The 24,397-nt window shown below is 44.6% G+C and carries 28 protein-coding genes; 22 read left to right on the top strand and 6 right to left on the bottom strand.

The features are described 5' to 3' along the window. Positions 1-13: 13 nt before the first annotated feature. From gcvPA to EJA10_RS10050, 3 genes are all read left to right on the top strand, one after another. Positions 14-1,360, top strand: a complete 1,347-nt coding sequence (gcvPA, locus tag EJA10_RS10060; RefSeq protein ID WP_125479871.1) for an aminomethyl-transferring glycine dehydrogenase subunit GcvPA — start codon at positions 14-16, stop codon at positions 1,358-1,360. After that, complete coding sequence (gcvPB, locus tag EJA10_RS10055) at positions 1,353-2,816, top strand: aminomethyl-transferring glycine dehydrogenase subunit GcvPB (protein ID WP_125479870.1); 1,464 nt, start codon at positions 1,353-1,355, stop codon at positions 2,814-2,816. The genes gcvPA and gcvPB overlap by 8 nt, the downstream gene beginning before the upstream one ends. A 184-nt stretch (positions 2,817-3,000) precedes the next feature. Further along, on the top strand, positions 3,001-3,573 hold the full coding sequence (locus EJA10_RS10050; protein ID WP_125479869.1) for a hypothetical protein: 573 nt from the start codon (positions 3,001-3,003) through the stop codon (positions 3,571-3,573). Between the two features lie 64 nt (positions 3,574-3,637). On the opposite strand, the gene EJA10_RS10045 is transcribed toward EJA10_RS10050, so the two are convergent. Beyond that, positions 3,638-4,018: a rhodanese-like domain-containing protein gene (locus EJA10_RS10045; protein WP_125479868.1), complete on the bottom strand. Its 381-nt coding sequence runs from the start codon at positions 4,016-4,018 to the stop codon at positions 3,638-3,640. A gap of 173 nt (positions 4,019-4,191) precedes the next feature. On the opposite strand from EJA10_RS10045, the gene EJA10_RS10040 reads away from it, so the two are divergent. From EJA10_RS10040 to EJA10_RS10025, 4 genes are all read left to right on the top strand, one after another. Continuing rightward, positions 4,192-5,028 carry a lipoate--protein ligase family protein gene (locus EJA10_RS10040; protein ID WP_125479867.1) on the top strand — a complete coding sequence of 279 codons (837 nt, stop codon included), beginning with the start codon at positions 4,192-4,194 and terminating at the stop codon, positions 5,026-5,028. 347 nt (positions 5,029-5,375) lie between these two features. Then, positions 5,376-7,934, top strand: coding sequence for a vitamin B12-dependent ribonucleotide reductase (locus EJA10_RS10035; protein ID WP_125479866.1), 2,559 nt, complete (start codon positions 5,376-5,378; stop codon positions 7,932-7,934). Between the two features lie 95 nt (positions 7,935-8,029). Beyond that, on the top strand, positions 8,030-9,055 hold the full coding sequence (gene splB / locus EJA10_RS10030) for a spore photoproduct lyase (protein ID WP_125479865.1): 1,026 nt from the start codon (positions 8,030-8,032) through the stop codon (positions 9,053-9,055). Positions 9,056-9,146: 91 nt separating this feature from the next. Further along, a complete protein-coding gene (locus tag EJA10_RS10025) occupies positions 9,147-10,031 on the top strand; it encodes a patatin-like phospholipase family protein (protein ID WP_125479864.1) in 885 nt (294 codons plus the stop codon). Between the two features lie 57 nt (positions 10,032-10,088). On the opposite strand, the gene EJA10_RS10020 is transcribed toward EJA10_RS10025, so the two are convergent. Further along, a complete protein-coding gene (locus tag EJA10_RS10020) occupies positions 10,089-10,457 on the bottom strand; it encodes an SA1362 family protein (RefSeq protein WP_125479863.1) in 369 nt (122 codons plus the stop codon). A 318-nt stretch (positions 10,458-10,775) separates the two neighbouring features. Between EJA10_RS10020 and EJA10_RS10015 the strand changes: the two genes are divergently transcribed. The 4 genes from EJA10_RS10015 to efp all read left to right on the top strand — a co-directional run bounded on the left by EJA10_RS10015 (position 10,776) and on the right by efp (position 13,464). Then, positions 10,776-11,291, top strand: a complete 516-nt coding sequence (locus EJA10_RS10015; protein WP_125479862.1) for a YqhR family membrane protein — start codon at positions 10,776-10,778, stop codon at positions 11,289-11,291. A 79-nt stretch (positions 11,292-11,370) separates the two neighbouring features. Beyond that, a complete protein-coding gene (gene aroQ / locus EJA10_RS10010; protein WP_125479861.1) occupies positions 11,371-11,814 on the top strand; it encodes a type II 3-dehydroquinate dehydratase in 444 nt (147 codons plus the stop codon). A 4-nt stretch (positions 11,815-11,818) separates the two neighbouring features. Then, positions 11,819-12,880, top strand: a complete 1,062-nt coding sequence (locus EJA10_RS10005) for a M24 family metallopeptidase (RefSeq protein ID WP_125479860.1) — start codon at positions 11,819-11,821, stop codon at positions 12,878-12,880. Between the two features lie 26 nt (positions 12,881-12,906). Beyond that, entirely contained in the window at positions 12,907-13,464 is a 558-nt protein-coding gene (gene efp, locus EJA10_RS10000) for an elongation factor P (protein WP_125479859.1), read from the top strand. Positions 13,465-13,542: 78 nt separating this feature from the next. Here the strand turns inward: efp and EJA10_RS09995 are convergent, their stop codons facing one another. The 3 genes from EJA10_RS09995 to EJA10_RS23335 form a co-directional block, all read right to left on the bottom strand. Beyond that, the gene (locus EJA10_RS09995) at positions 13,543-13,905 is read right to left on the bottom strand and encodes a rhodanese-like domain-containing protein (protein ID WP_125479858.1); all 363 of its coding nucleotides are present in this window, start codon (positions 13,903-13,905) and stop codon (positions 13,543-13,545) included. A gap of 186 nt (positions 13,906-14,091) precedes the next feature. After that, a complete protein-coding gene (locus EJA10_RS09990; RefSeq protein WP_125479857.1) occupies positions 14,092-14,760 on the bottom strand; it encodes an SIMPL domain-containing protein in 669 nt (222 codons plus the stop codon). A 108-nt stretch (positions 14,761-14,868) separates the two neighbouring features. Further along, positions 14,869-15,021, bottom strand: a complete 153-nt coding sequence (locus tag EJA10_RS23335; RefSeq protein ID WP_170169103.1) for a hypothetical protein — start codon at positions 15,019-15,021, stop codon at positions 14,869-14,871. 204 nt (positions 15,022-15,225) lie between these two features. Between EJA10_RS23335 and spoIIIAA the strand changes: the two genes are divergently transcribed. From spoIIIAA to EJA10_RS09950, 8 genes are read left to right on the top strand one after another with little or no spacing between them, the layout of a single operon-like run. Next, on the top strand, positions 15,226-16,149 hold the full coding sequence (gene spoIIIAA / locus EJA10_RS09985) for a stage III sporulation protein AA (protein WP_125479856.1): 924 nt from the start codon (positions 15,226-15,228) through the stop codon (positions 16,147-16,149). Further along, positions 16,150-16,665, top strand: coding sequence for a stage III sporulation protein SpoIIIAB (spoIIIAB, locus tag EJA10_RS09980; protein WP_125479855.1), 516 nt, complete (start codon positions 16,150-16,152; stop codon positions 16,663-16,665). A 19-nt stretch (positions 16,666-16,684) separates the two neighbouring features. Beyond that, positions 16,685-16,891 (top strand): stage III sporulation protein AC, encoded by a 207-nt coding sequence (gene spoIIIAC / locus EJA10_RS09975; protein ID WP_009794945.1) that lies wholly within the window; start codon positions 16,685-16,687, stop codon positions 16,889-16,891. A 14-nt stretch (positions 16,892-16,905) separates the two neighbouring features. After that, positions 16,906-17,295 carry a stage III sporulation protein AD gene (spoIIIAD, locus tag EJA10_RS09970; RefSeq protein WP_211340551.1) on the top strand — a complete coding sequence of 130 codons (390 nt, stop codon included), beginning with the start codon at positions 16,906-16,908 and terminating at the stop codon, positions 17,293-17,295. Positions 17,296-17,336: 41 nt separating this feature from the next. After that, entirely contained in the window at positions 17,337-18,524 is a 1,188-nt protein-coding gene (gene spoIIIAE / locus EJA10_RS09965) for a stage III sporulation protein AE (protein WP_125479936.1), read from the top strand. Between the two features lie 13 nt (positions 18,525-18,537). Continuing rightward, entirely contained in the window at positions 18,538-19,167 is a 630-nt protein-coding gene (spoIIIAF, locus tag EJA10_RS09960; RefSeq protein ID WP_125479853.1) for a stage III sporulation protein AF, read from the top strand. Then, complete coding sequence (gene spoIIIAG / locus EJA10_RS09955; RefSeq protein WP_125479852.1) at positions 19,157-19,807, top strand: stage III sporulation protein AG; 651 nt, start codon at positions 19,157-19,159, stop codon at positions 19,805-19,807. The genes spoIIIAF and spoIIIAG overlap by 11 nt, the downstream gene beginning before the upstream one ends. Positions 19,808-19,819: 12 nt before the next feature. Next, on the top strand, positions 19,820-20,365 hold the full coding sequence (locus tag EJA10_RS09950; protein WP_125479851.1) for a SpoIIIAH-like family protein: 546 nt from the start codon (positions 19,820-19,822) through the stop codon (positions 20,363-20,365). A 29-nt stretch (positions 20,366-20,394) separates the two neighbouring features. Here EJA10_RS09950 and EJA10_RS09945 read toward each other — a convergent pair whose 3' ends face one another. Continuing rightward, on the bottom strand, positions 20,395-21,876 hold the full coding sequence (locus EJA10_RS09945; protein ID WP_125479850.1) for a methyl-accepting chemotaxis protein: 1,482 nt from the start codon (positions 21,874-21,876) through the stop codon (positions 20,395-20,397). A gap of 208 nt (positions 21,877-22,084) precedes the next feature. Here EJA10_RS09945 and accB point away from each other — a divergent pair, with 208 nt between their 5' ends. Genes accB through EJA10_RS09930 form a run of 3 tightly spaced genes read left to right on the top strand, consistent with a single transcriptional unit; the run spans position 22,085 to position 24,383 of the window. Beyond that, positions 22,085-22,591: an acetyl-CoA carboxylase biotin carboxyl carrier protein gene (gene accB, locus EJA10_RS09940; RefSeq protein ID WP_125479849.1), complete on the top strand. Its 507-nt coding sequence runs from the start codon at positions 22,085-22,087 to the stop codon at positions 22,589-22,591. 12 nt (positions 22,592-22,603) lie between these two features. After that, a complete protein-coding gene (gene accC, locus EJA10_RS09935; protein WP_125479848.1) occupies positions 22,604-23,959 on the top strand; it encodes an acetyl-CoA carboxylase biotin carboxylase subunit in 1,356 nt (451 codons plus the stop codon). Between the two features lie 13 nt (positions 23,960-23,972). Further along, positions 23,973-24,383, top strand: coding sequence for an Asp23/Gls24 family envelope stress response protein (locus tag EJA10_RS09930; protein ID WP_125479847.1), 411 nt, complete (start codon positions 23,973-23,975; stop codon positions 24,381-24,383). Positions 24,384-24,397 lie beyond the last annotated feature (14 nt).

Below are 24,397 nucleotides of genomic sequence, written 5' to 3'. Positions count from 1 at the left end.
AGGGGAAAAAGTTATGAAGCATCGCTATTTACCGCTGACCGAAAGTGATAAAAATGCAATGTTGGAAAGCATCGGCGTATCGACGATAGATGAACTGTTCAGCGATATACCTGAAAAGGTCCGATTTGCCGGAGAATACAAGATCAAGCCCGCAAAGCCTGAGACTGCTCTAATGAAAGAACTGGCTCAAATGGCTGCCAAAAACGCTGACCTGAAAATGAATTCTTCTTTTATCGGTGCTGGGGTCTACGATCACTACATTCCGGTAATTGTCGACCATGTTCTGTCACGTTCAGAATTTTATACGGCATACACACCATACCAGCCTGAAATCTCCCAAGGCGAGCTGCAGGCGATCTTTGAATTCCAGACGATGATCTGTGAATTGACCGGGATGGAAGTCGCCAACTCTTCCATGTATGATGGCGGAACGGCCTTAGCTGAGGCTGCGATGCTGAGCGCCGGGCATACAAGACGCAAAAAGATCCTGATTTCCAGTGCAGTTCATCCAGAATACAAGGATGTTGTCCGATCATACGCGAAAGGGCAATACATTGATGTGGTAGAGGTTCCTCACAAAGACGGAGTGACTGACCTTGAGGCATTGAAGGAGCAGACGAATGATGAAGTAGCTGCTGTCATCGTCCAATATCCGAACTTCTTTGGACGTATCGAATCGATGAAGGAAATCGAGGAAATCGCACATGAAAACAAATCCTTGTTTGTAGTTTCCAGCAATCCGCTTGCACTGGGAGCATTGACGCCTCCAGGAAAATTCGGTGCCGATATTGTGGCAGGGGATGCCCAGCCGTTTGGAATTCCGACTGCTTTTGGAGGACCGCACTGCGGTTATTTCGCTGTTAGTGGCAAGTTGATGAGAAAAGTTCCGGGCAGACTTGTCGGCCAGACAAAGGATGATCAGGGCCGCCGTGGATTCGTGCTGACACTACAGGCGAGGGAACAGCATATTCGCCGCGACAAAGCGACATCCAATATTTGCTCCAACCAGGCATTGAATGCCCTTGCTGCCTCTGTTGCCATGACGGCTCTTGGCAAGAAAGGTGTCCGTGAAATGGCTGTGGCCAATATCCAGAAAGCACATTATGCAAAGAAAGCTTTCAAGGAAAATGGCTTCGATATCGCGTTTGAAGGTCCATCCTTTAATGAATTCGTCGTCAAGCTTAACAAGCCGGTTAAAGAAGTGAACCAGAAGCTTCTTGAAAAAGGCATCATCGGGGGTTACGATCTTGGCCGTGATGATTCCGCACTTGTGAACCACATGCTTGTTGCGGTAACTGAACTGAGAACGAAGGAAGAAATCGATACGTTTGTAAAAGAAATGGGGGATATCAATGCATAAGGAAGATCAGCCACTCATTTTTGAATTAAGCACACCAGGCCGTGTCGGATACAGCCTGCCTGAAATGGATGTTTCTGAAACGGATTTATCTGAACTACTGCCAGAAGGCTTCCTGCGTGAAGAGGAGCCAGAACTTCCTGAAGCTTCCGAGCTTGATATCATGCGCCATTACACAGCATTGTCCAAGCGTAACCACGGTGTAGACTCAGGTTTCTACCCCCTAGGTTCATGTACGATGAAATATAATCCGAAGATGAATGAAAATGTCGCGCGCTTCAACGGGTTCGCTCATTTGCACCCGCTGCAGGACGAAAGCTCAGTTCAGGGCGCACTTGAATTAATGTACGACCTGCAGGAGCATTTAATCGAGATTACAGGAATGGACGAAGTGACTCTTCAGCCGGCAGCCGGTGCACACGGTGAATGGACTGGTCTGATGATGATCCGTGCCTTCCACGAAGCAAATGGCGATCATAATCGTACGAAGGTTATCGTACCGGACTCAGCGCATGGAACAAACCCGGCATCTGCCACGGTTGCTGGTTTCGAAACGATCACGGTAAAATCGGATGAAAATGGTCTTGTGGATCTGAAAGACCTTAAAAAGGTAGTCGGTGAAGATACGGCAGCCTTGATGCTGACCAACCCGAATACTCTTGGACTATTCGAGGAAAACATCCTTGAAATGGCTGAAATCGTCCATGGTGCAGGCGGAAAGCTTTATTATGATGGAGCGAACCTTAACGCTGTTATGTCAAAGGCTCGTCCGGGAGATATGGGCTTTGACGTGGTTCACTTGAACCTTCATAAGACATTCACAGGCCCTCACGGCGGCGGCGGCCCTGGTTCGGGTCCTGTCGGTGTGAAAGCGGACTTGATTCCGTTCCTGCCTAAGCCAATCGTGACAAAACAGGATGGTGTGTATAAGTTCGATTATGACCGCCCGCAGTCCATCGGGAGGGTTAAGCCCTTCTATGGCAACTTTGGGATCAATGTCCGTGCGTACACGTATATCCGTACAATGGGTCCAGATGGCCTGAAGGCTGTTACGGAATATGCAGTATTAAACGCTAACTACATGATGAGAAGGCTTGCCGAGTATTATGACCTGCCATTCAACAGGCACTGTAAGCATGAATTCGTCCTTAGCGGCAAGCGTCAGAAGAAGCTTGGTGTCCGTACATTGGATATCGCAAAGCGCCTGCTGGATTTCGGTTATCATCCGCCAACTATCTACTTCCCATTGAATGTAGAAGAAGCGATCATGATTGAACCAACAGAAACAGAATCCAAGGAAACGCTTGATGCTTTCATCGACGTCATGATCCAAATCGCAAAAGAAGCGGAAGAAAATCCGGAAGTCGTCCAGGAAGCGCCGCACTCCACAGTGGTTGGCCGTCTGGATGAAACTACAGCGGCAAGAAAGCCAATCCTGCGTTACCAAAAAGCTGAATAGATTTTTTATTAGCCCTGCCGATATAGGCAGGGTTTTTTGTTCAAAATGGTCTGTCCCGTCTAAATACAAAAACTCTGGTGGAAGAAAAAAATAACAGCAGGAGGCAAAATGAAGAAGGAAACGGAAATTTATAGAGAGAATAGTAGGGATAGAGTTTTTTTATGATGCTATAGGAGGAACGAAAATGGATTTTTTACTCGTGTTTCTCATTGTCCTTATTTTTTTTGTACTCATTAAGCCGTTTCGCTATCTATTGTCTTTTTTTATGAGTAAGGAAGTCATTACAGCTAAAAAACTGGCAGCTTTGGTCGGTCTGGCATTATTATGTCTGGTATTGATTGCAGGAATTGATCTTCTGACAATTGAACCTCATGTCGTATCAGGGAACGGGAACCCGGCGCTCCTTCTGATTATCCCTTTTTTCATGGTTCTCACCATCTATTTGACTGCATTATTTTTCTTTTTCAAGGATGTGATGAATGGCAGAGTGAAGCTGCTGGTTTCTCTTATATTGCCCCTTATCATCCTTTATTCGCTTTCCAGGATCTGGTCTGATAGCTCTGAACTTATTTCAATGCTGGGAGGAGGACCAGATGAGCCAGAATCCAGGATCTATCGTTTTCCATGGTTGAATCAGTATACAAACACCATCTTCTTCAACATATATTTAATGGTGTTCCTGTCAGGAATTACAGTATGGGGAAGTGCTATTTTCTCTGCGAGGAGATCTGCAGCTGATGAAGAAGAATCTCTATAGAAATCGGAAACATTGTTAAACCCCCCAGCTTTACCGCTGAGGGGTGATTTTATGGAAATATCGTTTATTTCGCTTTGATTTTGCCGCCCCATTTTTTGAAACCGCCTTGCAGGTGGGAAAGATCCTTATAGCCCTTCTTGTAAAGCATCTGTGCAGCACGGCCGCTGCGGGAGCCGCTTTGGCAATAGAGGTAGACGGGCTTGTCCGGTCTGATTTCCTTCAAGCGTGCCTTAAGCTGGGTAAGCGGGATGTTTCTTGCGCCAAGGATGTGTCCGCCGGCAAATTCGTTCGGTTCGCGCACATCAATCAGCTGTGCTTTACGGTATCCGCTTTTAAACTCTTCCTCCGTTAACGTCTTGACGATTTTCTTCTGACGGAAATACTGGTAGACGGAGTAGAGAAGGATTGCCGCCGTAAGTACAATTAAAAAAATAAGTGTATCCAAAACATATTTCTCCTTTCAAGCTTAGCTGAGCCACTTATAATTATATAAGCCTTCTCACCTGAGAGCAAAGGAATTTATCAAATTTCTTTCGAAACAAGCTGCTTTGCTTTTGAAACATATTTTGTTAGACTAAAAAAATCTTCACTGCAAACTATTTAAAATGGGGTAATGGTATGGAAAAAGAGGTATGGAGATTCATTGATTCCGGAGAGAACTCACCATCTTTCAATATGGCGCTGGATGAAGCCCTGCTGGAATGGCATGGTGAAGGCAAAATTCCTCCGGTAATCCGCTTTTACGGTTGGAACCCGCCATCACTGTCCGTCGGATACTTCCAAAATATCGAGCGCGAGATTGACATGGAGGCAGTCAGCCAATATGGTCTTGGTTTTGTTCGAAGGCCGACTGGAGGCAGGGGTGTCCTGCATGAACATGAGCTTACATACAGTGTCATTGTAACCGAAGAACATCCTGATATGCCAAAAACAGTTACTGAAGCGTATCGTGTCATCTCAGAGGGGATTTTACAAGGATTCCAGAAACTTGGGCTGGAGGCTTATTTCGCTGTGCCAAAAACCTCTGCCGAAAAAGAGGCGCTTAAGCACCCGCGATCTGCTGTTTGTTTTGATGCCCCCAGCTGGTACGAGCTGGTAGTAGAGGGTCGCAAAGTCGCCGGCAGTGCCCAGACAAGGCAAAAAGGGGTCATCCTCCAGCACGGTTCAATCCTCCTGGATTTGGATGAGGACAAACTTTTCAGCTTGTTTAAATATCCAAATGATCGTGTTAAGGAACGGATGCAAAAAGCTTTCAAGACAAAAGCTGTTGCGATCAACGAAATCAGCAGCCGGACGATTAGCCTTGATGAAGCGAAGGAAGCTTTCAGATCTGGCTTTGAAAATGGATTAGGAATTATTTTGGAGCCTTATTCATTAAGTCCTGAAGAGCTTGACTATGTCAATAAACTGGCAAAGGATAAATACGAATCGGATGAGTGGAATTTTAAAAGATAAAAAAAGCGGAAAACCGCTTTTTTTGCTTTTATCCAGTATTTTCTAGGAGTCGGACAGATTTTAAAAAGTGCAACCCTCGAAATTTGTTGATTTTTATCATTTACTGGGGGAATTCTGACTTTCTCTCTTTTTATCTCTCTTTTTTGATAGATTTCATGTTTGACAAAATGCTTGTCATTTGACCTAAACACCATATATAGTGTTGTCGAAAATTTAAACTACACTATATATTGATTTTTGGTGTTTCGTTATGATAACGTAAGGGTAATTCAAGAAAAGCAGCTAGAATTACATACTTCTAGTCATTACACAAATATAGAATTAAAACCTTTGAAGGAGTTGTAGAAATGTCTGTTACTTTTAGACAAAAAATGAGCCTGAATGTAGAGAGCCTGAACAAGGATATTAAGCTGTTCCCGCAGGTTTACCCTATTACACCTGATATGAAACTTACACACAAAGGCGTTTCACGATTGGTCATGCTGGATCGCTATACGTTTAAAGACACTGAAAAAATCACTCTATCAAATGGGGATTTCGTCGTACTTACCATCAAAGAGGATCCAAAGTTCCCAGCCCGCGGCCTTGGGTTCATACAAGATATTGATTGGGAGAGCAAAACGGCAAAGGTACTGGTGGACGAAGAATTCCGCGGCGTTTTGGATGATCCGGAAGAATCGGCTACCGGAGTGATCAGAAGGTCCCTTGATGTAATTGAAAAGCCGCTTGAAGTATTCTACGAGCAAATCGCCAAGAGGAATGCGACAGGTCTGGCAGCAGTGGAAAAAACAGAAGAAAAGCGCCAGGAATGGTTCGAGAAGTTTTACCATGAACTCGTTTCACTGAACTTCATTCCTGCCGGCCGTGTACTGTATGGAGCTGGTGCGGAAACAGATGTTACTTATTTCAATTGCTATGTCATGCCATTCGTTAAAGACTCACGCGAAGGCATTTCAGAACACCGCAAGCAGGTCATGGAAATCATGAGCCGCGGAGGCGGGGTAGGAACGAATGGTTCTACGCTAAGACCTCGCAACACATTGGCAAGGGGCGTAAACGGAAAATCATCTGGTTCGGTCTCATGGCTGGATGACATCGCCAAGCTTACCCATCTGGTTGAGCAAGGCGGGTCAAGACGTGGTGCACAAATGATCATGCTTTCGGACTGGCATCCTGACATTGTCGAATTCATCATTTCTAAAATGCAAAATCCAAGGATTCTTCGCTTCCTGATTGAAAACACAAATGATGAGTCAATCAAGAAAATGGCGAAGGAAAAATTAAAATTCACACCACTTACATTGCAGGAAGAAGCAATGTACCAGGGAATCGTTAACTATAAGAGCATCCCGGGTTATGGTGGATTCAGCGCTGATATAATCAAAGCGGCTGAAGAAAAACTTGCAACAGGCGGAACTTATACTGTTCATAACTCAGAATTCCTCACAGGCGCAAATATTTCAGTCACTCTGACAAAGGATTTCATGGACGCAGTCGAAAACGATGCAGATTATGAACTTCGCTTCCCGGATGTTGAGACCTATGATGCTGAGACAATGAAGGTTTACAACGAAGAATGGCATAAGATCGGGGACGTCCGCGAGTGGGAAAAGCTCGGATATAAAGTGCGTACCTATAGAAAAATCAAGGCGAAAGAATTATGGAACCTAATCAACATCTGTGCGACATACTCAGCAGAACCAGGCATCTTCTTTATCGATAATGCCAATGACATGACAAACGCACAGGCATATGGACAGAAGGTTGTAGCGACGAATCCGTGTGGGGAACAACCTCTCGCACCCAATTCTGTCTGCAACCTCGCGGCGGTTAACCTTGCTGAGATGGCGGACAAAGAAACAAAGACCGTGAACTTTGAAAAACTAAAACGTACGGTTGAAGTTGGCGTCCGCATGCAGGACAATGTTATCGATGCGACACCATATTTCCTTGAAGATAATAAGAGACAAGCCCTTGGCGAGCGCCGTGTCGGTCTTGGGGTAATGGGACTTCATGATTTGCTGATCTACTGTGAAACTGAGTACGGTTCTGAAGAAGGAAACCAGCTTGTCGATAAGGTTTTCGAAACCATTGCCACTTCCGCATACCGCGCCTCTGTTGAACTGGCGAAGGAAAAAGGAAGCTTCCCGTTCCTCCAAGGTGGAACAGATGAAGAAACCAACAGGCTTCGCAAGGCATTCATGAACACAGGCTTCATGAAGAAAATGCCTGAAGATATCCGCGAATCGATCCTTGAAAATGGGATTCGCAACTCACACTTGCTAACGGTTGCTCCAACAGGATCTACTGGAACAATGGTTGGCGTCTCAACTGGCCTTGAACCTTATTTCTCCTTCTCTTACTTCCGAAGCGGCCGTCTTGGCAAGTTCATCGAAGTGAAGGCTGATATCGTTCAGGAATATCTTGACCGCAATCCGGATGCAGATCCTGAAAACCTGCCAAACTGGTTCGTATCTGCAATGGAACTGGCTCCTGAAGCGCATGCGGATGTACAATGCGTCATCCAGCGCTGGATTGACAGTTCGATCAGTAAGACCGTCAACGCACCGAAGGGTTACAGCGTCGAACAGGTTGAAAAAGTATATGAGCGACTGTACAAAGGCGGAGCGAAGGGCGGCACCGTTTATGTCGACGGTTCACGTGATTCTCAAGTATTGACTCTTAAAGCCGAAGAGAACACGATGGAAGAAGAAATCGATAAGAAAGAAAAGCAAAAACAGCATGTTGTTCTCGTCGATACAATCAACGAATTGCGTTCAACGAACGTCACAATCGGCTCCGGAGTCGGAAACACATGCCCAGTCTGCCGAAAAGGCGAAGTCAAGGAAATCGGCGGATGCAATACTTGTACAAACTGTAATGCACAATTAAAGTGCGGCCTATAATTTTTGCTTGAGGATGGAAATATTTTTTCCATCCTCTTTTCATATTTCTGTCCATAATAACAATATCGATTTATGGATAGAAATGAGGTATGACTATGAAAGCTTTTGAACCACAGCTGGTCTACATTGAACCCCAGGCACTGGAGTACCCGCTTGGACGTGAATTGAAGGACAAATTCGAGAAGATGGGGCTTGAAATCAGGGAGACCACTTCACATAATCAGGTTCGCGGAATTCCTGGCGAGAATGAATTGCAGCAATACCGGAATGCGAAATCCACTCTTGTCGTCGGTGTGAGAAGGACACTGAAGTTCGATACATCAAAACCTTCCGCTGAGTACGCCATTCCGCTCGCCACAGGATGTATGGGGCATTGCCATTACTGTTATCTTCAAACCACATTGGGAAGCAAGCCGTATATCCGCACCTATGTCAACCTCGATGAAATCTTCGAGCAGGCGCAAAAATATATGGATGAACGTAAGCCTGAAATCACCCGGTTTGAAGCGGCATGTACATCGGACATTGTAGGGATCGATCACCTGACACATGCATTGAAGAAGACGATTGAATTCTTCGGGGAGTCTGACTTCGGGCAATTGCGTTTTGTGACTAAATACCATCATGTTGATCATCTGCTTGATGCCAAACACAATGGGCGAACAAGATTCCGCTTCAGCGTCAATGCCAGATATGTCATCAAAAACTTCGAGCCTGGCACCTCCTCCTTCGATGAACGCCTTGAAGCAGCAAGGAAGGTTGCGGGAGCAGGGTATCCGCTTGGGTTCATCGTTGCACCGATCTATATCCATGAAGGCTGGAAAGAGGGCTATTATGAGCTGTTCGAGAGATTAAGCCACTCTCTGGAAGGTGTGAACCTAAGAGGTTTGAGCTTTGAGCTCATACAGCACCGCTTCACCAAGCCTGCAAAAAATGTCATTCAAAAAAGATATCCTAAATCAAAGCTTGAAATGGATGAAGAAAAGCGGAAATATAAATGGGGACGCTATGGGATCGGTAAATATGTTTACCAAACGGATGAGGCGAAAGACCTGGAGGAAACGATCCGCGGATATATCCACTCCTTTTTCCCTCAAGCAGAAATTCAGTATTTCACATAAAACATAATTTTTAACCTTGTACGCCGTACTATTTTGCAAATGGAGCGCTTAAAGATGTAAAGATGGAACTACATCGACGGGAGTGGCTCTAATGTATATAGACGGCGTTTTTTCTGGCGGAGGAATTAAAGGATTGGCATTGATAGGCGCCCGTGCTGCGGTAGAGGAAAGAGGATTCCGTTTTAAAAGGGTCGCCGGGACGAGTGCGGGTTCCTTGATTGCCGGGTTGCTTGCAGCGGGCTATACAAGCAGTGAGATGGCTGCCATTTTAGATGACCTGGACCTGAAAAAATTTCTGGATTCAAGGAAAACGTTCTTTCCATCAGCCCTTACAAAATGGCTTTTTGTGTACTGGCGTCTTGGCCTTTATAAAGGGGATGAACTCGAATGCTGGATCGCTGATAAGCTTGCTGCAAGAGGGTTAAGGACCTTTGGAGATCTGGCGCCGGATGCGTTGAGAATCATTGCCTCTGACCTGACCAACGGAAGGCTGTTGATCCTGCCGGATGATCTTCTAAAATATGGGGTGGATCCGCGGACATTTCCAGTGGCCAGAGCCATAAGAATGAGCTGCAGCCTTCCATTTTTCTTTGAACCCGTAAAATTGCGTGACCGGGTTGGCACCAATATCGTGGTGGATGGCGGAGTATTGAGCAATTTTCCGATGTGGTTGTTTGATAAAGAAAATGTAAAAAAAGTCAGGCCTGTTTTAGGCGTAAAGCTCAGCCATCACCTGACACAGCAGCCAACCAACAAGATTAAGAATGCACTGAATATGTTTGAAGCATTATTTGAAACGATGAAGGATGCCCACGACTCCAGGTATATATCGAGAAAACATGAGAGAAATATCATTTTTATTCCGACAGAGGGCCATTTGACGACAGAATTCCAGCTGTCTGATGAAAAGAAACTAGAACTAATCGAGCTAGGCAAAAAGAATGCCGAGAAGTTTTTCAAGTCATGGTGTTACTGATCAATAATTTTCTCGTTTCTTTCCACGACCAATATCAGAAAACAAAAAAATCGAGCTCTAGAATGAAGCCCGATTTTTTTTCTTGCTCTTTTTGCCGTCAATGACAGTTAAATGTGAAGCATCTTTCTTTTTCCGTGCCGATGCAAGGGATCTTATTTTTGAACGTTTTGAGGAAGCATTTGCTTCTTTTGACTGGAACCGCTTTTTTGATCGTTTGGCAGCCTTTTGGAATGCGCGCTGCTGCTCCCTTCCAGTACTAGAACCTGTCAAACGGGTAACAAGGAAATAAATGACTGCACCGACCACTGCAATAATTGCAAGCATTGTAAGGATACTTAATGGATCAGTAAACAGTTGATAAGCAAAGCCAAAGATAGCAAGGACAATCAGTCCGGAAACAATATACATAGAAGTTCGATTCTTCAAAGAAAGCCACCTCCCTACAAGCATCATGAGCAATTTTATCCACTTTTAAACTCGCCAACGATTACTTTATACAAATTCTTCGATTTTATACGCTTCTCCTGCTTCTTTTTCCTTTTTAAAACTTATTTAAACGAAAGATTTCCAAATCCATCAAGAAAGTAAGGCGAGCTTTTCACCTTTTTAGTCGTTGTAGTGTTAACTTTATTTTACTAAAAAATAACACAAAGCTCTACAGGCAGGACAGTCTGTGCAACAAATTTTCCAGCGCATGCAATTCATTGGCTGGTCCGGGACATACTAGGAAATGGAGGTGCAACAATGGCAGAAAATCACGAGAACCTTGAACAAAATCAGCGCGAAAAACCGATGTCTTTCCTTACCATGACGATCATCACAGGATTGTTTGGCGGAATATTTTGGAGTTCGCTGGCCTATTTGGCTTACATATTCAACTTCACCGACATCCGCCCGAATGTCATCCTAGAGCCATGGGCACTCGGAGCCTGGAAAAAGCAGTGGCTTGGTACGGTCATTTCCATTATCGCAATTGGCCTCGTTTCAGCAGGTGCTGCCCTGATTTACTATGCAGCTCTGAGAAAAATCCAAAGCATCTGGGCCGGAGCAGCATTCGGGCTTGCACTGTTTTTTCTGGTATTTTACGTCCTGAATCCTTTATTCCCTGGAATCAAGCCTTTCTGGGATTTATCTAAGGACACCATCATCACATCGATTTGCTTTTATGTTCTGTATGGTGTTTTTGTTGGTTATTCTATTTCATATGAAGAAAATGAAAATCGCAATCGGGAGAAAAATAAGCAAGAAGTGACCTCCTGAGCGTCTCCTGGTAGTTTTCATGAAAACAGTTATGATAGAATGTTCTTATTGAACATTCTTTTTTTACGGGAGCCTTTTTATGAAAAAAATTCTTCTGCTTAATGGTCCGAACTTAAACAGATTGGGAAAACGGGAGCCAGGTATTTACGGTGTCAGCACGCTGGAAGATTTGGAAGAACGGATGGTTCAGCTTGGGGTTGATAGCCAAATCGAAATCATCTGCTTTCAATCCAATCATGAAGGGGAATTGATTGACAAACTCCATGAGGCGGAAGACACGGGAGTAGACGGCATCATTTTCAATCCTGGAGCGTTCACGCATTATAGTTATGCCATCAGGGATGCAATAGCAGGAATTGGCTGTCCTGTTATCGAAGTACATATTTCCAATGTTTATCAGAGAGAAGAATTCAGGCACAAATCTGTCATTGCTCCTGTTGCAAAGGGACAGATTGCAGGCTTAGGCCTGCTTGGGTATGAATTGGCGCTTGAAGCGTTCAAAAGAGGAAAAGGGGAGGAATAGGTTTATGGATAAGATACAAAAATTGCGCGAAAGCTTCGCAAAGCTAGGAATTGATGGAATGCTCGTCACCAGTGATTTCAACCGCAGATATATGACAGGTTTCACCGGTTCAGCCGGCATGGTGCTGATCAGTGCAGACAAAGCTTTATTCATCACGGATTTCAGGTACACAGAGCAAGCAGCAAAGCAATGTGAAGGCTACGACGTTGTTCTCCACAAGGGACTCATCCAGGACGAGGTAGCTGTACAGGCGAAGAACCTGGGCGTCAAGAAGCTCGGCTTTGAAGAAAATCATGTTACATACTCAGCATATAAAACCTTCGATAAAGGCATAGAAGCTGAATTGGTGCCTGTATCAGGTGAAATTGAAAAGTTACGCTTGATTAAGACTGATTCAGAGATTAAGATATTAAAGGAAGCAGCAGCCATTGCAGATGCTGCGTTTACACATATACTTGAGTTTATCCGTCCAGGAAGGACAGAGCTCGAGGTATCGAATGAACTGGAATTCTTCATGAGGAAACAGGGAGCAACATCTTCTTCATTTGATATCATTGTAGCTTCTGGCTTTCGTTCCGCCCTTCCTCACGGAGTAGCTAGTGACAAAGTGATTGAAGCAGGCGATTTTGTAACCCTTGATTATGGTGCATATTATAAAGGGTATGTATCTGATATTACTCGTACAGTTGCAATGGGCAAGCCTTCAGATAAGCTGAAGGAAATCTATGATATTGTGCTTGAAGCCCAGCTTCGTGGAATGGCAGGCATCAAACCTGGCATGACAGGCAAGGAAGCGGATGCGCTGACACGCAATTTCATTACGGAAAAAGGATATGGCGAGTACTTTGGCCACTCCACAGGTCATGGAATTGGCCTGGAAGTCCACGAAGGACCGGGGCTTTCATTCAGGTCTGATACCGTCCTTGAACCAGGCATGGTTGTGACTGTAGAGCCGGGGATTTACATTGCTGGACTTGGCGGGGTAAGGATTGAAGACGATACTGTCATTACCCTTGACCATAATGAGTCACTGACACATTCTACTAAAGAACTCATCATTCTATAAGTCGACATTAGGAGGATATACAAACAATGATTTCAGTAAACGATTTCCGTACAGGTTTAACAATTGAAGTGGACAATGGAATTTGGCGTGTTCTTGATTTCCAACACGTAAAGCCGGGAAAAGGCGCGGCGTTCGTCCGTTCAAAGCTTCGTAACCTTCGTACAGGAGCAATCCAGGAAAAAACCTTCCGTGCGGGTGAAAAAGTAGCGAAAGCACAAATCGAAAACCGCAAGATGCAATACTTGTATGCAAGCGGCGATCAGCATGTATTCATGGACAACGAGTCTTATGAGCAAATTGAACTTCCAGGATCATCTATTGAATATGAATTGAAATTCCTTAAAGAGAACATGGAAGTATACATCATGCAATTTGGTCATGAAACACTCGGAGTTGAACTTCCGAACACAGTTGAGTTGGAAGTAACGGACACAGAGCCAGGAATCAAAGGTGATACTGCTTCCGGCGGAACTAAGCCTGCTACATTGGAAACTGGCCTGACTGTACAGGTTCCTTTCTTCGTAAACCAGGGAGACAGACTAATCATCAACACAACAGATGCGTCTTACGTATCACGCGCATAATTCAAGGGGAAAAACCTGCTGCAAAGCAGGTTTTTTTATATGGAAAAAGCATCTCGCGCCCACGAGATGCTTCTTGTCTTATTGCTCCATTTCAAATTTCCACTCATTCATTCCGCCGGTCATATTGTAAATATTCTTGAAGCCATTTTCCACGAGGATGCCGCTTGCCTGAGTCGAGCGGTTGCCGCTGCGGCAGACGACTAGATATTTCTGGTTCTTGTCAAGCTCTGAAAGCATGCTGTCGATGACCTGCAAGGGCACTAGCTTAGCCCCGGGGATATGGCCTTCCGCGAACTCTTCAGGAGTGCGGACATCCAGGACTTCGACTTCTCCGCTGTCGATCAATTCTTTTGCCTCATCAACGGATACATCTGTATAAGAACCGCCTGAACAGCCAGTAATCAATGACAAAAACATAAATGCTATGAAAACCTTCTTCATTGTTCTCTCTCCTTAAAATACATATAGAGGTATTTTAACTCAAAACTGCGAAAGTGGGTATAGACAAATTGTGTCAGTATAACTTTATTATAGTGGATTACGATTTAATTTAGGGGTTATTGAACCCTCAAAAGAATAGATTCTCTAAAGAAAAAACCAGGCAATAGCCTGGCTTTTTACGCACTATCACAAACTGACATACGTGCCGGTAACGGTTGCCTTTATTTCAAGTTTTCCTGGTTCGATCGGGGTTCCGCTGGCAGCGCTGGTATCCAGTGAGGCGACGAGGAAAGGTCCTGGTGCTCCTTTTTGGGTTTCTTCGGTAATTGAAAGGGGGCTGATGGGAGTTTGGATTCCAAGCGTGCGTGCTACTATTTGTGCTTTGTTGTAGGAATCAACTACGGCAATCGAAAGAGCTTGATTGTAATAAGCTTGAGGATCGGCTACAGAAAATTGGATGTTCATGACTTCGTTCGCGCCATTCTCAACTGCTGTATCGATGATGAGTCCTGCCTGGTCCAGATTCCTGATTGTAACTGTGAAGAGATGGGTGACCCGGTATCCCTGGAAAAATTGCTTGCCATCTTCATACGTATAAATTGGATCAATTCGAAAATCGGCTGTTTTTATATCGTCCCTGGTGACGCCTAAATTCAGTAATGATGCCAGCATCGCGTTTGACTTTTGCGCATTGTCAGCCTGTGCGTCCTGGAGGTTTGGGCTTTCCGTCCGGACACCGATTGTAGCAGTTGCACGGTTTGGTGCCGCCATAACGGTGCCTTCCCCGCTTACCGTGATTTTTTTATTTTTGCCATTATCATTGCTCCGGTTGCCCCTATATAATCCGTTTTCCATCCTGTCATCCCTCCACCACTTTTTCTCTATTACCTATGTCTATGTCGACAGCGATACACAAATAACAAGCTCAAGAAAAAGCAGTGAAGAGTGAAAGATGGATGGGAGTTACATACCTGCCCCTGGTGCCTTATCCGTATCATTCTTATTGTTATATTTTGTGTCAGTCATCGGTGAATCTTTTGGACTTCTTGCACCACCGAGGTAAGATGCCCGATCGTCTTTCTGGACCTTCTGGAATTTTTCGTGATCTTCATTCATAGTTATCAACTCCTTTCCCTACTATTCTTTTCGTTAAAAAGCCATATTATTTTGCTTTTTGCCGAACTGTACAATGCCTTCCTTGAAAAAATACAGCTTCACGCACAACCCATAGCCAGCCAGTCGGCTATACACGAATCTCCTGGTCATAATGTGGCCAAGCAGGCATACACATTAAGTAAGCGTATGTCAGGAGGATCAATAATGGACGATATCTTATCTTTTTTGCCGAAACGAATTGCCGAATTGCTGGAAGCAGTGCCTCCTAATGACAAAGAGGGAATGGAAGAATTGCGGATCAGAATCAACCGTCCGCTAGAAATAACGGTAAGAGGAAAACCTCAATTTTTGCCGTATATCATTCCGCCCGAGGATGCTGTCCAGCTGTTGAATAAACTTGGGCATTTTTCTATGTATACATTGGAAGAGGAGCTGAAACGCGGCTATATCACCATTGCGGGAGGCCATCGTGTCGGGCTTGCAGGCAAAGTCATCCTCGAAAATGGTTTTGTAAAAGCAATCAGGGACATAGCATCCTTTAATGTAAGGATAGCCAGGGAAAAAATCGGAATCGCGGAGCCGCTGCTGCCTTATTTATTTCAAAATGGCTGGCAGCATACGATGATTATTGGCCCTCCGCAAACAGGAAAGACCACATTGCTAAGGGACATTGCGAGGATGATTTCGAGCGGAGTGCCCGAAAAAAAAATTCCGCCTTTAAAAGCCGGCATTGTGGATGAAAGATCGGAAATTGCCGGCTGCGTCAAAGGTGTACCGCAGCTTACCTTCGGACCAAGGGTCGACATTCTTGACGCTTGCCCAAAAGCAGAAGGAATGATGATGATGATCCGGTCGATGAGCCCAGATGTCCTTGTGGTCGATGAGGTCGGCCGGAAAGAAGATGGAGAAGCAATACTCGAAGCGGTTAATGCAGGTATCAAATTAATCATGACGACGCATGGAGATTCCCTTGAGGATATCCGGAAACGCCCTACATTGAAACCAATTCTTGAAATGGGGATTTTTGATCGTTTTGTGGAACTTGGAAGAGGTTCTGGTCCGGGAACCATTACTTCAATCAGGGAAGCGAGCGGAAAAGAAATTCTCCAAAAAGTGAGAGTGACATAAATGATAAAAATAATTGGCGCAATTTTGATTATCCTGGCCACAACCTGGACAGGTTTTGAAGCCTCGAGGCACCTGAGTGAGCGGCCAAGGCAGCTTCGGCTTTTGAAATCGGCATTGCAGTCATTGGAGGCAGAAATCATGTACGGGCATACCCCATTGCATGAAGCCTCCAGAAAGCTGGCTGAACAGCTTTCGAAGCCGTTATCGTGGTTTTTTGAAGCTTTCTCAAAAAAACTGACTGAAACAGAAACAACAGTGAAATCAGCCTGGGAAGAAAGTCTAAAAGAAGTTTGGAAGCTGACGGCTTTCAAACAGGGTGAATTCGAAATCATGAAGCAATTCGGGGAAACCCTGGGAAGGCATGACCGTCACTCACAGCAAAAACAAATACTGCTGACCATTTCCCATCTGGAAAGAGAAGAGGCGGATGCCTGCGAAAAACAAATGAAATACGAAAAAATGGTGAAAAGCGTCGGATTTTTATCGGGCTTATTATTAATTATCTTACTGATGTAGCGTTTAGGAGGAGGACAAGATGGGTCTTGAAGTCGATATTATTTTTAAAATCGCAGGTGTAGGCATCGTCGTCGCATTTCTGCACACGATTCTTGATCAGGTTGGAAAAAAGGAATATGCACAGTGGGTAACATTGTTTGGATTCATCTATATTCTGTTCATGGTTGCATCGATTGTCGATGACCTCTTTCAAAAAATCAAATCAGTATTCCTATTTCAAGGGTAAGGGAGGGCTTTGCCATTGAAATCCTTCAAATAACAGGGGTTGCACTGATTGCTACCTTTCTGGCACTGATCGTCAAAGAACAAAAGCCTAACTTTGCTTTTTTATTGATTGTGTTTACAGGCTCGGCTATCTTCCTGTTCCTTGTCGACCAAATCTATCAAATCATCTCGATGATCCAGAAGCTTGCGGCAAACGCCCAGGTCAACCTTGTGTATGTTGAAACAATCCTGAAAATCATTGGTATTGCCTATATTGCTGAATTCGCGGCTCAGATTACGAAAGACGCGGGGCAAGGGGCCATTGCCTCGAAAATTGAATTAGGCGGAAAAATCCTTATCCTGGCCATGGCAATTCCGATCCTGACGGTCATGATCGAAACAATCATTCGCTTGATCCCGGGCTGAGGGCCTTTAGACAAAAGAGGTGAAATTAGTTGAAGCAGCGTATGCAGTTGATTCTCGCCATTGTATTGCTACAGTTATTTTTTTTCATTCCAGTAGTACAAGCTGCTGGTGACGAACAAGAAGCCAATTCTTTGATCAACCCTGATGAAATCGCCAAGGCTCAGCTTGAAAACCTGAATATCGATGAGCTGAAGGGCTTTTGGGAGGACATCATCAACAAGTATGATGGATATTTGCCAGAAAGCCAGAAAGGAAGTTTGTATGATTTCATCAGCGGTGAAAAGAAATTTTCGCTGAAGCAATGGTTCAAAGGAATCCTGAATTTTGCCTTCCACGAATTCATCGTCAATGGAAAACTGCTTGGCTCCTTGATTCTTCTGACGGTGTTCAGCATGTTCCTCCAGGCAATGCAGAATTCTTTTGAGAAAAGCACGATCAGCAAGGTTGCTTATTCAATTGTATTCATGGTCCTGATCATCATCGCCCTAAACAGCTTCCATGTTGTGGTGGATTATACGAATGACGCTATCGGGACGATGATCCAATTTATCCTTGCTTTGATTCCGCTGCTGCTGGCCCTGATGGCTACATCGGGCGGGCTCATTTCGGCAGCTTTCTTCCATCCGGTCATCCTCTTCATGATGAACACGAGCGGGATGTTCATCCAGTATGTCGTGCTTCCGTTACTGTTTCTTTCAACACTCCTGAGTATCGTCAGCATTCTATCTGAACAATACAAGGTCACCCAGCTCGCCAGCATGCTCCGGAACTGGAGTGTAGGTCTGCTTGGAATCTTATTGACTGTTTTTCTGGGTGTCATTTCCGTTCAGGGCGCTTCTGCCGCAGTGACGGATGGGGTCACAGTAAAAACAGCTAAATTTATCACAGGAAATTTTGTTCCGGTCATCGGGCGCGTTTTCACGGATGCAACCGATACAGTCATCAGCGCGTCAATGCTCCTCAAAAATACGGTCGGTCTGGCAGGTGTGGCTATCTTGCTTGTCATCGCTGCTTTTCCGGCAGTAAAGATCCTGATGGTAGCATTTATATATAAATTCGCCGCAGCGATCCTGCAGCCTCTGGGTGGCGGCCCGGTTATCACGTGCCTGGACATCATCAGCAAAAGCATCATATACGTATTTGCTGCGCTTGGAATCGTATCGCTGATGTTTTTCCTGACGATCACGGTCATTATAGCCGCTGGGAATTTAACGATGATGGTTAGGTAGGGGGGAGTATAAAATGGATTTCATTAAAGAGTGGATTACGAATATTATCATTTTCATCCTCCTGGCAACGGTTCTCGATATGCTGCTGCCGAATTCAAGTTTCCAGAAGTATACGAAAATCGTTACCGGATTGATCTTAATCGCGATCATCCTCTCGCCGGTCATGAAACTCTTCACTTCGGATTTTGAAACAGCGATCGCATCTATGTCCCAGTTTACTAGTCAGGAAGATGAAAATGTAAAAAATTCAATAGAATTTAAGAAAAAAGAAATACAAGCATCCCAGCATGCATATATTTTACAAACAATGGCTGTCCAATTGAAAACAGCCGCAGAGGAGGAGTTGATGGAACAGCAAGGAATGGAGATTGCCAATATCGAGCTTGAAGTAAATGAACAGGATCAGCGGTCTTTTCCGGAGAATCTTGATTCGGTAATCGTCACGGTGAAGAAAGCCCAGGACGAGGAGGAGGCTGTGGCAGTAGTAAGAGAAGTAGAAATTGATACGAACGCACCCCTTCCATCAAAACGAACCTCTCAGAATACAGATCAAATATCTTCTCTTCTGTCAGAAAAATGGAATGTTCCTGAAAAGTCTATTCAAATAATGATAGAAGGGGGGAGTGACGAGCATGGAGAATGAGAAAGGTCCTTTGAGCTGGCTCAAAAAACAATTGAGCAGCAAAGATGGGCCGCCTGAAAAGAAAACAGGCAAATACCAATACTTAATGATTGTCGTTCTGTTTGGAGCCGCCATCATGCTTGTAGGCAATATTCTTGGGGAACAAGGTTCTGACACTGCTGTTCCGGCAATGAAAGAAGCTGAAGCTGTGGAGGATGCTGAGGTGTTTGGACAGAAAAAATCAGCAGGAAATGACGTCATTTCCGATTATGAAGAGGCTTATGAGGCCCAGCTGAAGGAGATACTCGAGAGAATCAATGGCGTCGGAGAAGTAACAGTTTTTGTGAATGTCGATGCTACCGATCGAAAGGTGCTCGAGAAAAACACGTCAATCCAATCTCAGACTACGGATGAAACGGATCGAGAAGGCGGAAAACGCAAGGTAGAAGACGCGTCGAAGGATGAGCAGCTGGTCATCATCCGCAATGGCGAAAAAGAAGTGCCAATCGTCCTTGAGACTAAAAAACCGGAAATAAGAGGTGTCCTCGTAGTTGCGAAGGGTGCTGAAAATATACAGGTGAAGAAGTGGATAATCGAAGCCGTTACCAGGGCATTGGATGTCCCGAATCACCGCGTGGCAGTCATGCCTAAAAAATCTTAGGGGGAATAATAGATGTTATTGAAAAAACAAACAGTATGGTTATTGACAATGTTAAGCCTTGTGGTCGTATTATCGGTGTATTACATTACTTCTCCAGAGCAGCAAAAGGCGGATCTTGCCGGTGTGGAGGAAAAGAAAGCTGAGGATAAAGAAACAGCAGCAACGGAATCCAAAGACGGCAAAACAGTGATTTCCGGTGTTGCCAGCGATGAAAAGTTTGAGGCATTGCGCATCAAGCTGGACGAACAGCGCGCAAAAAAGAAAGAAGAGTTGCAGGTTCGCGCAGCCTCTACAGACCTTCCTGCTGAAGATAGAAGCAAAGCTTACGATGAAATGGATAAATTAGATGAAATTTCTGTGAAAGAAGATTTACTAGAAACATTAATTACATCGATGGGTTATGATGATGCACTTGTTCGTGCAGATGGTGAGAAAGTTGTTATTACAGTAAAAGCGAAAGAACACTCTGCAGCTGACGCGAACGAGATCATCCAGATGGTGCGTACAGAGCTTGGCTCATTCCAGCCAGTTGCCGTACAATTTGAACCTGTAAAATAAATGGAAAAGGGAAGGCGGATGCCTTCCCTTTATTTTTGCTGGAGCTTAACCAGGTTATCCAATGACTGGTGTGCGGCTTCGACGGACTTGAATAGCTGTTCATGATGTTCGCTTTGTGAAATGGCGGCAGATGAAATCTCCTCCAGTGCCGCGCTGGCCTGCTGGATCACTGAACTGAAACCAGCTATCGAGCTTTCGATTGCAATCGAAGAATCCAAAATGGTTTTGGTCAGTTCATCCTGCTCTGAGATATCATTCTTTAAATTAAGGAATGTTTGATGAATCATCCTGAAAGCTTCCATCGTTTCTGCTGCCAGTTCTAGATTATGTGTGAGCTTCTCAGCTGTCAGGTTTACGCCTTCCTTTGTCTTAGTGGTATCACTCATGACACTGTTGAGGTTTTCAGTGATTTGTGTAGCCGTGGTGCTGGTATTATCGGCCAGCTTCCTGACTTCTTCTGCGACGACGGCAAAGCCTCTGCCGCTGTCCCCGGCTCTCGCAGCCTCGATTGATGCATTTAATGCAAGCAGGTTCGTCTGCGAGGCAATTCCCTGGATACTTGAAGCAAAGTTTGCTGTTTCCTTTATTAGTGCTGAAAGTGAATGGATATGGTTATTTACATCGTTCATATTCTCGTAGGATGCTGTCAATTCCGAAATCAGCTTTGACATTAGTTCATCACCCTTATCAGATACCTTTTCAGCAGTCATGGCATCATGATGCAGTTTTTCTACAAGTGCTGAGGTTTTCGAGATGACCTGGTTCGTGTTTTCAAGAGTCTGGGTTATGTCCACGACTGAATCTGACTGGATCGTGATGCCTGCCGAAATCTCGGTGACAGACTGGGTCATCTCCATGGAGGATTCATAGTTCTCCTTACTCTTGAATTTTACTTCGGTTATAAGGTCTGCTATGCTCTTTGTGTTCTCTTTGATCACAGTCTTTGTTTCCATGTCCTTCGTTAAGAGGCTTTCTGTTTCCTGCTGGGCGGCAACGATTGTTTCCTCCATCTTTTTGGATAATGAGAATTGAAAACCGAGCATGACGGTAACCAGCATATAAAGAAGGTAGATTGTTACGAAATTTTTTGTTTCCAAAGGCAGTTCATGTTGATGCATCATGGTAAAGATCGTGATCAGCATAAATCCGAGACCTGATGCCAGCATCAAAAGCTTTCTGTCCATGTAGATTGCGGCGGCGGCAAGTATAAAATACAGCAGGATGTAGGCGGTAGGTGATACGCTGTTCTCCATAATGATGAACAACACAGCCGAAACAATGACAATGGAGAGATAAGGGATGAATCGCACTAATTTCTTTGAATAATGCAGGGAGGCGACTATTCCAACGCCCACTCCGCCCCCGACGACGATGGAAAGAATCACAGCAAGTTCTTTTTTCATGGCAATGTCCACGACAGCTGCCAGTATGACAGAAACCAGAGTTGCTTTTACGATCAGGGAATTTTTTCTCTCCAAATCCTGTTTTTTTATTTCTTGGATATTTTTCATTAAGTGTCTGCTCCTCTTTTGCTAAATTAATGAGTATATTCGCTAGAACTTTCAGGATTCCTGTCGAAAGAATTCACTTTTTTTTCAGAAAATATTAAAATAGAGGAGAAAGACGAGAATTATCGTAACATATTGAATTTGTACATGGTATTATCGTATAGTATTAGTATCTAGTCTTAATTATGAAATGGACAAGGGGTGCCTAAAGATGTTAAAAGTTCAAGAAATCAGAGAATTAATCAAGTTAGTGGACCATTCAAGCATTGACGAGTTTTCATACGAATATGAAGGATCAAAAATCAAGATGAAGAAGCATGGAGCTGTGAAGACAGTGGTTGAACAAACTCAGCCTGTTACGGCAGCACCAGCACCACAGACAGTCCCAGTGGTACAGGAAGCACCAAAGCCTGAGCCGAGAGTTGAGGCAGCAGCAGTACAGGAGACCAAACAGGAGGAAGCACAGGACACTTCCAATTTACATAAAATTGTCTCTCCAATGGTTGGTACATTCTATCAGTCTTCCTCTCCAGAAGCGGATGCTTATGTGAAAGCTGGATCCAAGGTGAGCAAGGATTCTATCGTGTGCATCGTAGAAGCAATGAAGCTTTTCAACGAAATTGAAGCAGAAGTAAACGGGGAAATCGTTGAAATTCTTGTTAAAGACGGCCAGCTGGTGGAGTACGGCCAGCCTTTATTCCTGGTCAAGCCCGAATAAGGAGCGATATTGATGATAAAAAAATTACTGGTAGCCAACAGAGGAGAAATTGCAGTACGGGTCATCCGTGCCAGCAGAGAATTGGGAATAGAATCAGTAGCGGTATATTCCGAAGCGGACAAGGAATCACTGCATGTACAGCTTGCGGATGAAGCCTACTGTATCGGCCCTAAGCTTTCCAAGGACAGCTATTTGAACTTTACGAATATTATCAGTGTAGCGAAGTTGACCGGTTGTGACGCAATCCATCCGGGTTACGGTTTCCTTGCTGAGAATGCTGATTTTGCTGAGCTGTGCAGGGAGTGTAATATCACATTTGTCGGACCTTCTCCAGAAGCAATTCAAAAGATGGGTACGAAGGATGTCGCGCGTGAAACGATGAAAGAGGCCAACGTTCCGATTGTTCCTGGCTCACAGGGAATCGTGGAGAGCATAGAGGACGCTGTCAGTCTTGCAAATGAAATCGGTTATCCTGTCATCATCAAAGCAACAGCTGGCGGTGGCGGCAAAGGAATCCGTGTTGCAAGAACGGAACAGGAACTGATCAAGGGAATCAATATTACCCAGCAGGAAGCCATGACTGCATTTGGAAATCCGGGTGTATATATTGAGAAATATATCGAGGATTTCCGCCATGTAGAGATTCAAGTACTTGCAGACAGTTATGGACATACGATTCATCTTGGAGAGCGTGATTGTTCAATCCAGCGGCGTCTGCAAAAGCTGCTTGAGGAAACACCATCACCTGCACTTGACGGCGAAACGAGGGCCGAAATGGGTGAAGCGGCTGTCAAAGCGGCGAAAGCAGTTGATTATACGGGTGCCGGCACGGTAGAATTTATCTATGATTATCGCAATCGCAAATTTTATTTCATGGAAATGAATACACGCATCCAGGTTGAACATCCTGTAACTGAAATGGTAACAGGCGTCGATTTGATTAAGGAGCAAATCAAAATCGCTTCCGGCGAAAAGCTTACACTCAAGCAAGAGGATGTCCAGTTTAATGGCTGGGCAATCGAATGCCGGATCAATGCTGAAAATCCTGCGAAAAATTTCATGCCTTCAGCAGGGAAAATCAAAATGTATCTCCCTCCAGGCGGTTTTGGTGTTAGAATAGACTCAGCGGCATATCCTGGTTATACAATCCCGCCATACTATGATTCGATGATTGCCAAGGTCATTACTTATGGCAGCACTAGGGAAGAAGCGATTGACCGCATGAAGAGGGCGCTTGGTGAGTTTGTGATTGAAGGAATCCATACGACCATACCGTTCCATCTCAAGCTGCTGAGCCATGAGAAATTCGTGGAAGGGCAGTTCAATACGAAATTCTTGGAAATGTATGAAGTGATGAAAGAAGAATAAAGGAGGTCTAGCCATGAGTGAACAGCAACATTTACTTGAAATGAGCCATGATGAAAACGGCTTGGGGAAAGTCGAAATCGCACCAGAAGTGATTGAAGTCATTGCGAGCATCGCTGCATCCGAAGTTGAGGGTGTCATGCAAATGCGCGGAAGCTTTGCTGCAGGTGTAGTTGAGCGACTTGGCAAGAAAAATCACGGCAAAGGTGTAAAAGTCGAGCTTGCAGAAGAAGGAATCAAGGTTGACGTATACTGCGTGATGAAGTTTGGTGTGTCCATCCCTTCAGTTGCCCAAAAAATTCAGGACAACATCCGCCAGGCACTATTGAACATGACAGCGCTTGACGCTACAGAAGTCAATATCCATGTAGTCGGAGTCCAATTCGAGAACCAGAAAGTAGAACCAGAAGTCGAACAGGAAGTTTAATAAAATGACCAAAG

Source organism: Mesobacillus subterraneus (assembly GCF_003937825.1).
Classification (GTDB): domain Bacteria; phylum Bacillota; class Bacilli; order Bacillales; family Cytobacillaceae; genus Mesobacillus; species Mesobacillus subterraneus.
This window is presented reverse-complemented; position numbering and strand designations above follow the sequence as displayed.

What these genes read in the sequence shown, in the direction of transcription:
- gcvPA (WP_125479871.1), top strand. Translation starts at nt 14, where the DNA reads ATGAAGCATCGCTATTTACCGCTGACCGAAAGTGATAAAAATGCAATG.
- gcvPB (WP_125479870.1), top strand. Translation starts at nt 1,353, where the DNA reads ATGCATAAGGAAGATCAGCCACTCATTTTTGAATTAAGCACACCAGGC.
- EJA10_RS10050 (WP_125479869.1), top strand. Translation starts at nt 3,001, where the DNA reads ATGGATTTTTTACTCGTGTTTCTCATTGTCCTTATTTTTTTTGTACTC.
- EJA10_RS10040 (WP_125479867.1), top strand. Translation starts at nt 4,192, where the DNA reads ATGGAAAAAGAGGTATGGAGATTCATTGATTCCGGAGAGAACTCACCA.
- EJA10_RS10035 (WP_125479866.1), top strand. Translation starts at nt 5,376, where the DNA reads ATGTCTGTTACTTTTAGACAAAAAATGAGCCTGAATGTAGAGAGCCTG.
- splB (WP_125479865.1), top strand. Translation starts at nt 8,030, where the DNA reads ATGAAAGCTTTTGAACCACAGCTGGTCTACATTGAACCCCAGGCACTG.
- EJA10_RS10025 (WP_125479864.1), top strand. Translation starts at nt 9,147, where the DNA reads ATGTATATAGACGGCGTTTTTTCTGGCGGAGGAATTAAAGGATTGGCA.
- EJA10_RS10015 (WP_125479862.1), top strand. Translation starts at nt 10,776, where the DNA reads ATGGCAGAAAATCACGAGAACCTTGAACAAAATCAGCGCGAAAAACCG.
- aroQ (WP_125479861.1), top strand. Translation starts at nt 11,371, where the DNA reads ATGAAAAAAATTCTTCTGCTTAATGGTCCGAACTTAAACAGATTGGGA.
- EJA10_RS10005 (WP_125479860.1), top strand. Translation starts at nt 11,819, where the DNA reads ATGGATAAGATACAAAAATTGCGCGAAAGCTTCGCAAAGCTAGGAATT.
- efp (WP_125479859.1), top strand. Translation starts at nt 12,907, where the DNA reads ATGATTTCAGTAAACGATTTCCGTACAGGTTTAACAATTGAAGTGGAC.
- EJA10_RS09995 (WP_125479858.1), bottom strand. Translation starts at nt 13,905, where the DNA reads ATGAAGAAGGTTTTCATAGCATTTATGTTTTTGTCATTGATTACTGGC.
- EJA10_RS09990 (WP_125479857.1), bottom strand. Translation starts at nt 14,760, where the DNA reads ATGGAAAACGGATTATATAGGGGCAACCGGAGCAATGATAATGGCAAA.
- EJA10_RS23335 (WP_170169103.1), bottom strand. Translation starts at nt 15,021, where the DNA reads ATGAATGAAGATCACGAAAAATTCCAGAAGGTCCAGAAAGACGATCGG.
- spoIIIAA (WP_125479856.1), top strand. Translation starts at nt 15,226, where the DNA reads ATGGACGATATCTTATCTTTTTTGCCGAAACGAATTGCCGAATTGCTG.
- spoIIIAB (WP_125479855.1), top strand. Translation starts at nt 16,150, where the DNA reads ATGATAAAAATAATTGGCGCAATTTTGATTATCCTGGCCACAACCTGG.
- spoIIIAC (WP_009794945.1), top strand. Translation starts at nt 16,685, where the DNA reads ATGGGTCTTGAAGTCGATATTATTTTTAAAATCGCAGGTGTAGGCATC.
- spoIIIAE (WP_125479936.1), top strand. Translation starts at nt 17,337, where the DNA reads ATGCAGTTGATTCTCGCCATTGTATTGCTACAGTTATTTTTTTTCATT.
- spoIIIAF (WP_125479853.1), top strand. Translation starts at nt 18,538, where the DNA reads ATGGATTTCATTAAAGAGTGGATTACGAATATTATCATTTTCATCCTC.
- spoIIIAG (WP_125479852.1), top strand. Translation starts at nt 19,157, where the DNA reads ATGGAGAATGAGAAAGGTCCTTTGAGCTGGCTCAAAAAACAATTGAGC.
- EJA10_RS09950 (WP_125479851.1), top strand. Translation starts at nt 19,820, where the DNA reads ATGTTATTGAAAAAACAAACAGTATGGTTATTGACAATGTTAAGCCTT.
- EJA10_RS09945 (WP_125479850.1), bottom strand. Translation starts at nt 21,876, where the DNA reads ATGAAAAATATCCAAGAAATAAAAAAACAGGATTTGGAGAGAAAAAAT.
- accB (WP_125479849.1), top strand. Translation starts at nt 22,085, where the DNA reads ATGTTAAAAGTTCAAGAAATCAGAGAATTAATCAAGTTAGTGGACCAT.
- accC (WP_125479848.1), top strand. Translation starts at nt 22,604, where the DNA reads ATGATAAAAAAATTACTGGTAGCCAACAGAGGAGAAATTGCAGTACGG.
- EJA10_RS09930 (WP_125479847.1), top strand. Translation starts at nt 23,973, where the DNA reads ATGAGTGAACAGCAACATTTACTTGAAATGAGCCATGATGAAAACGGC.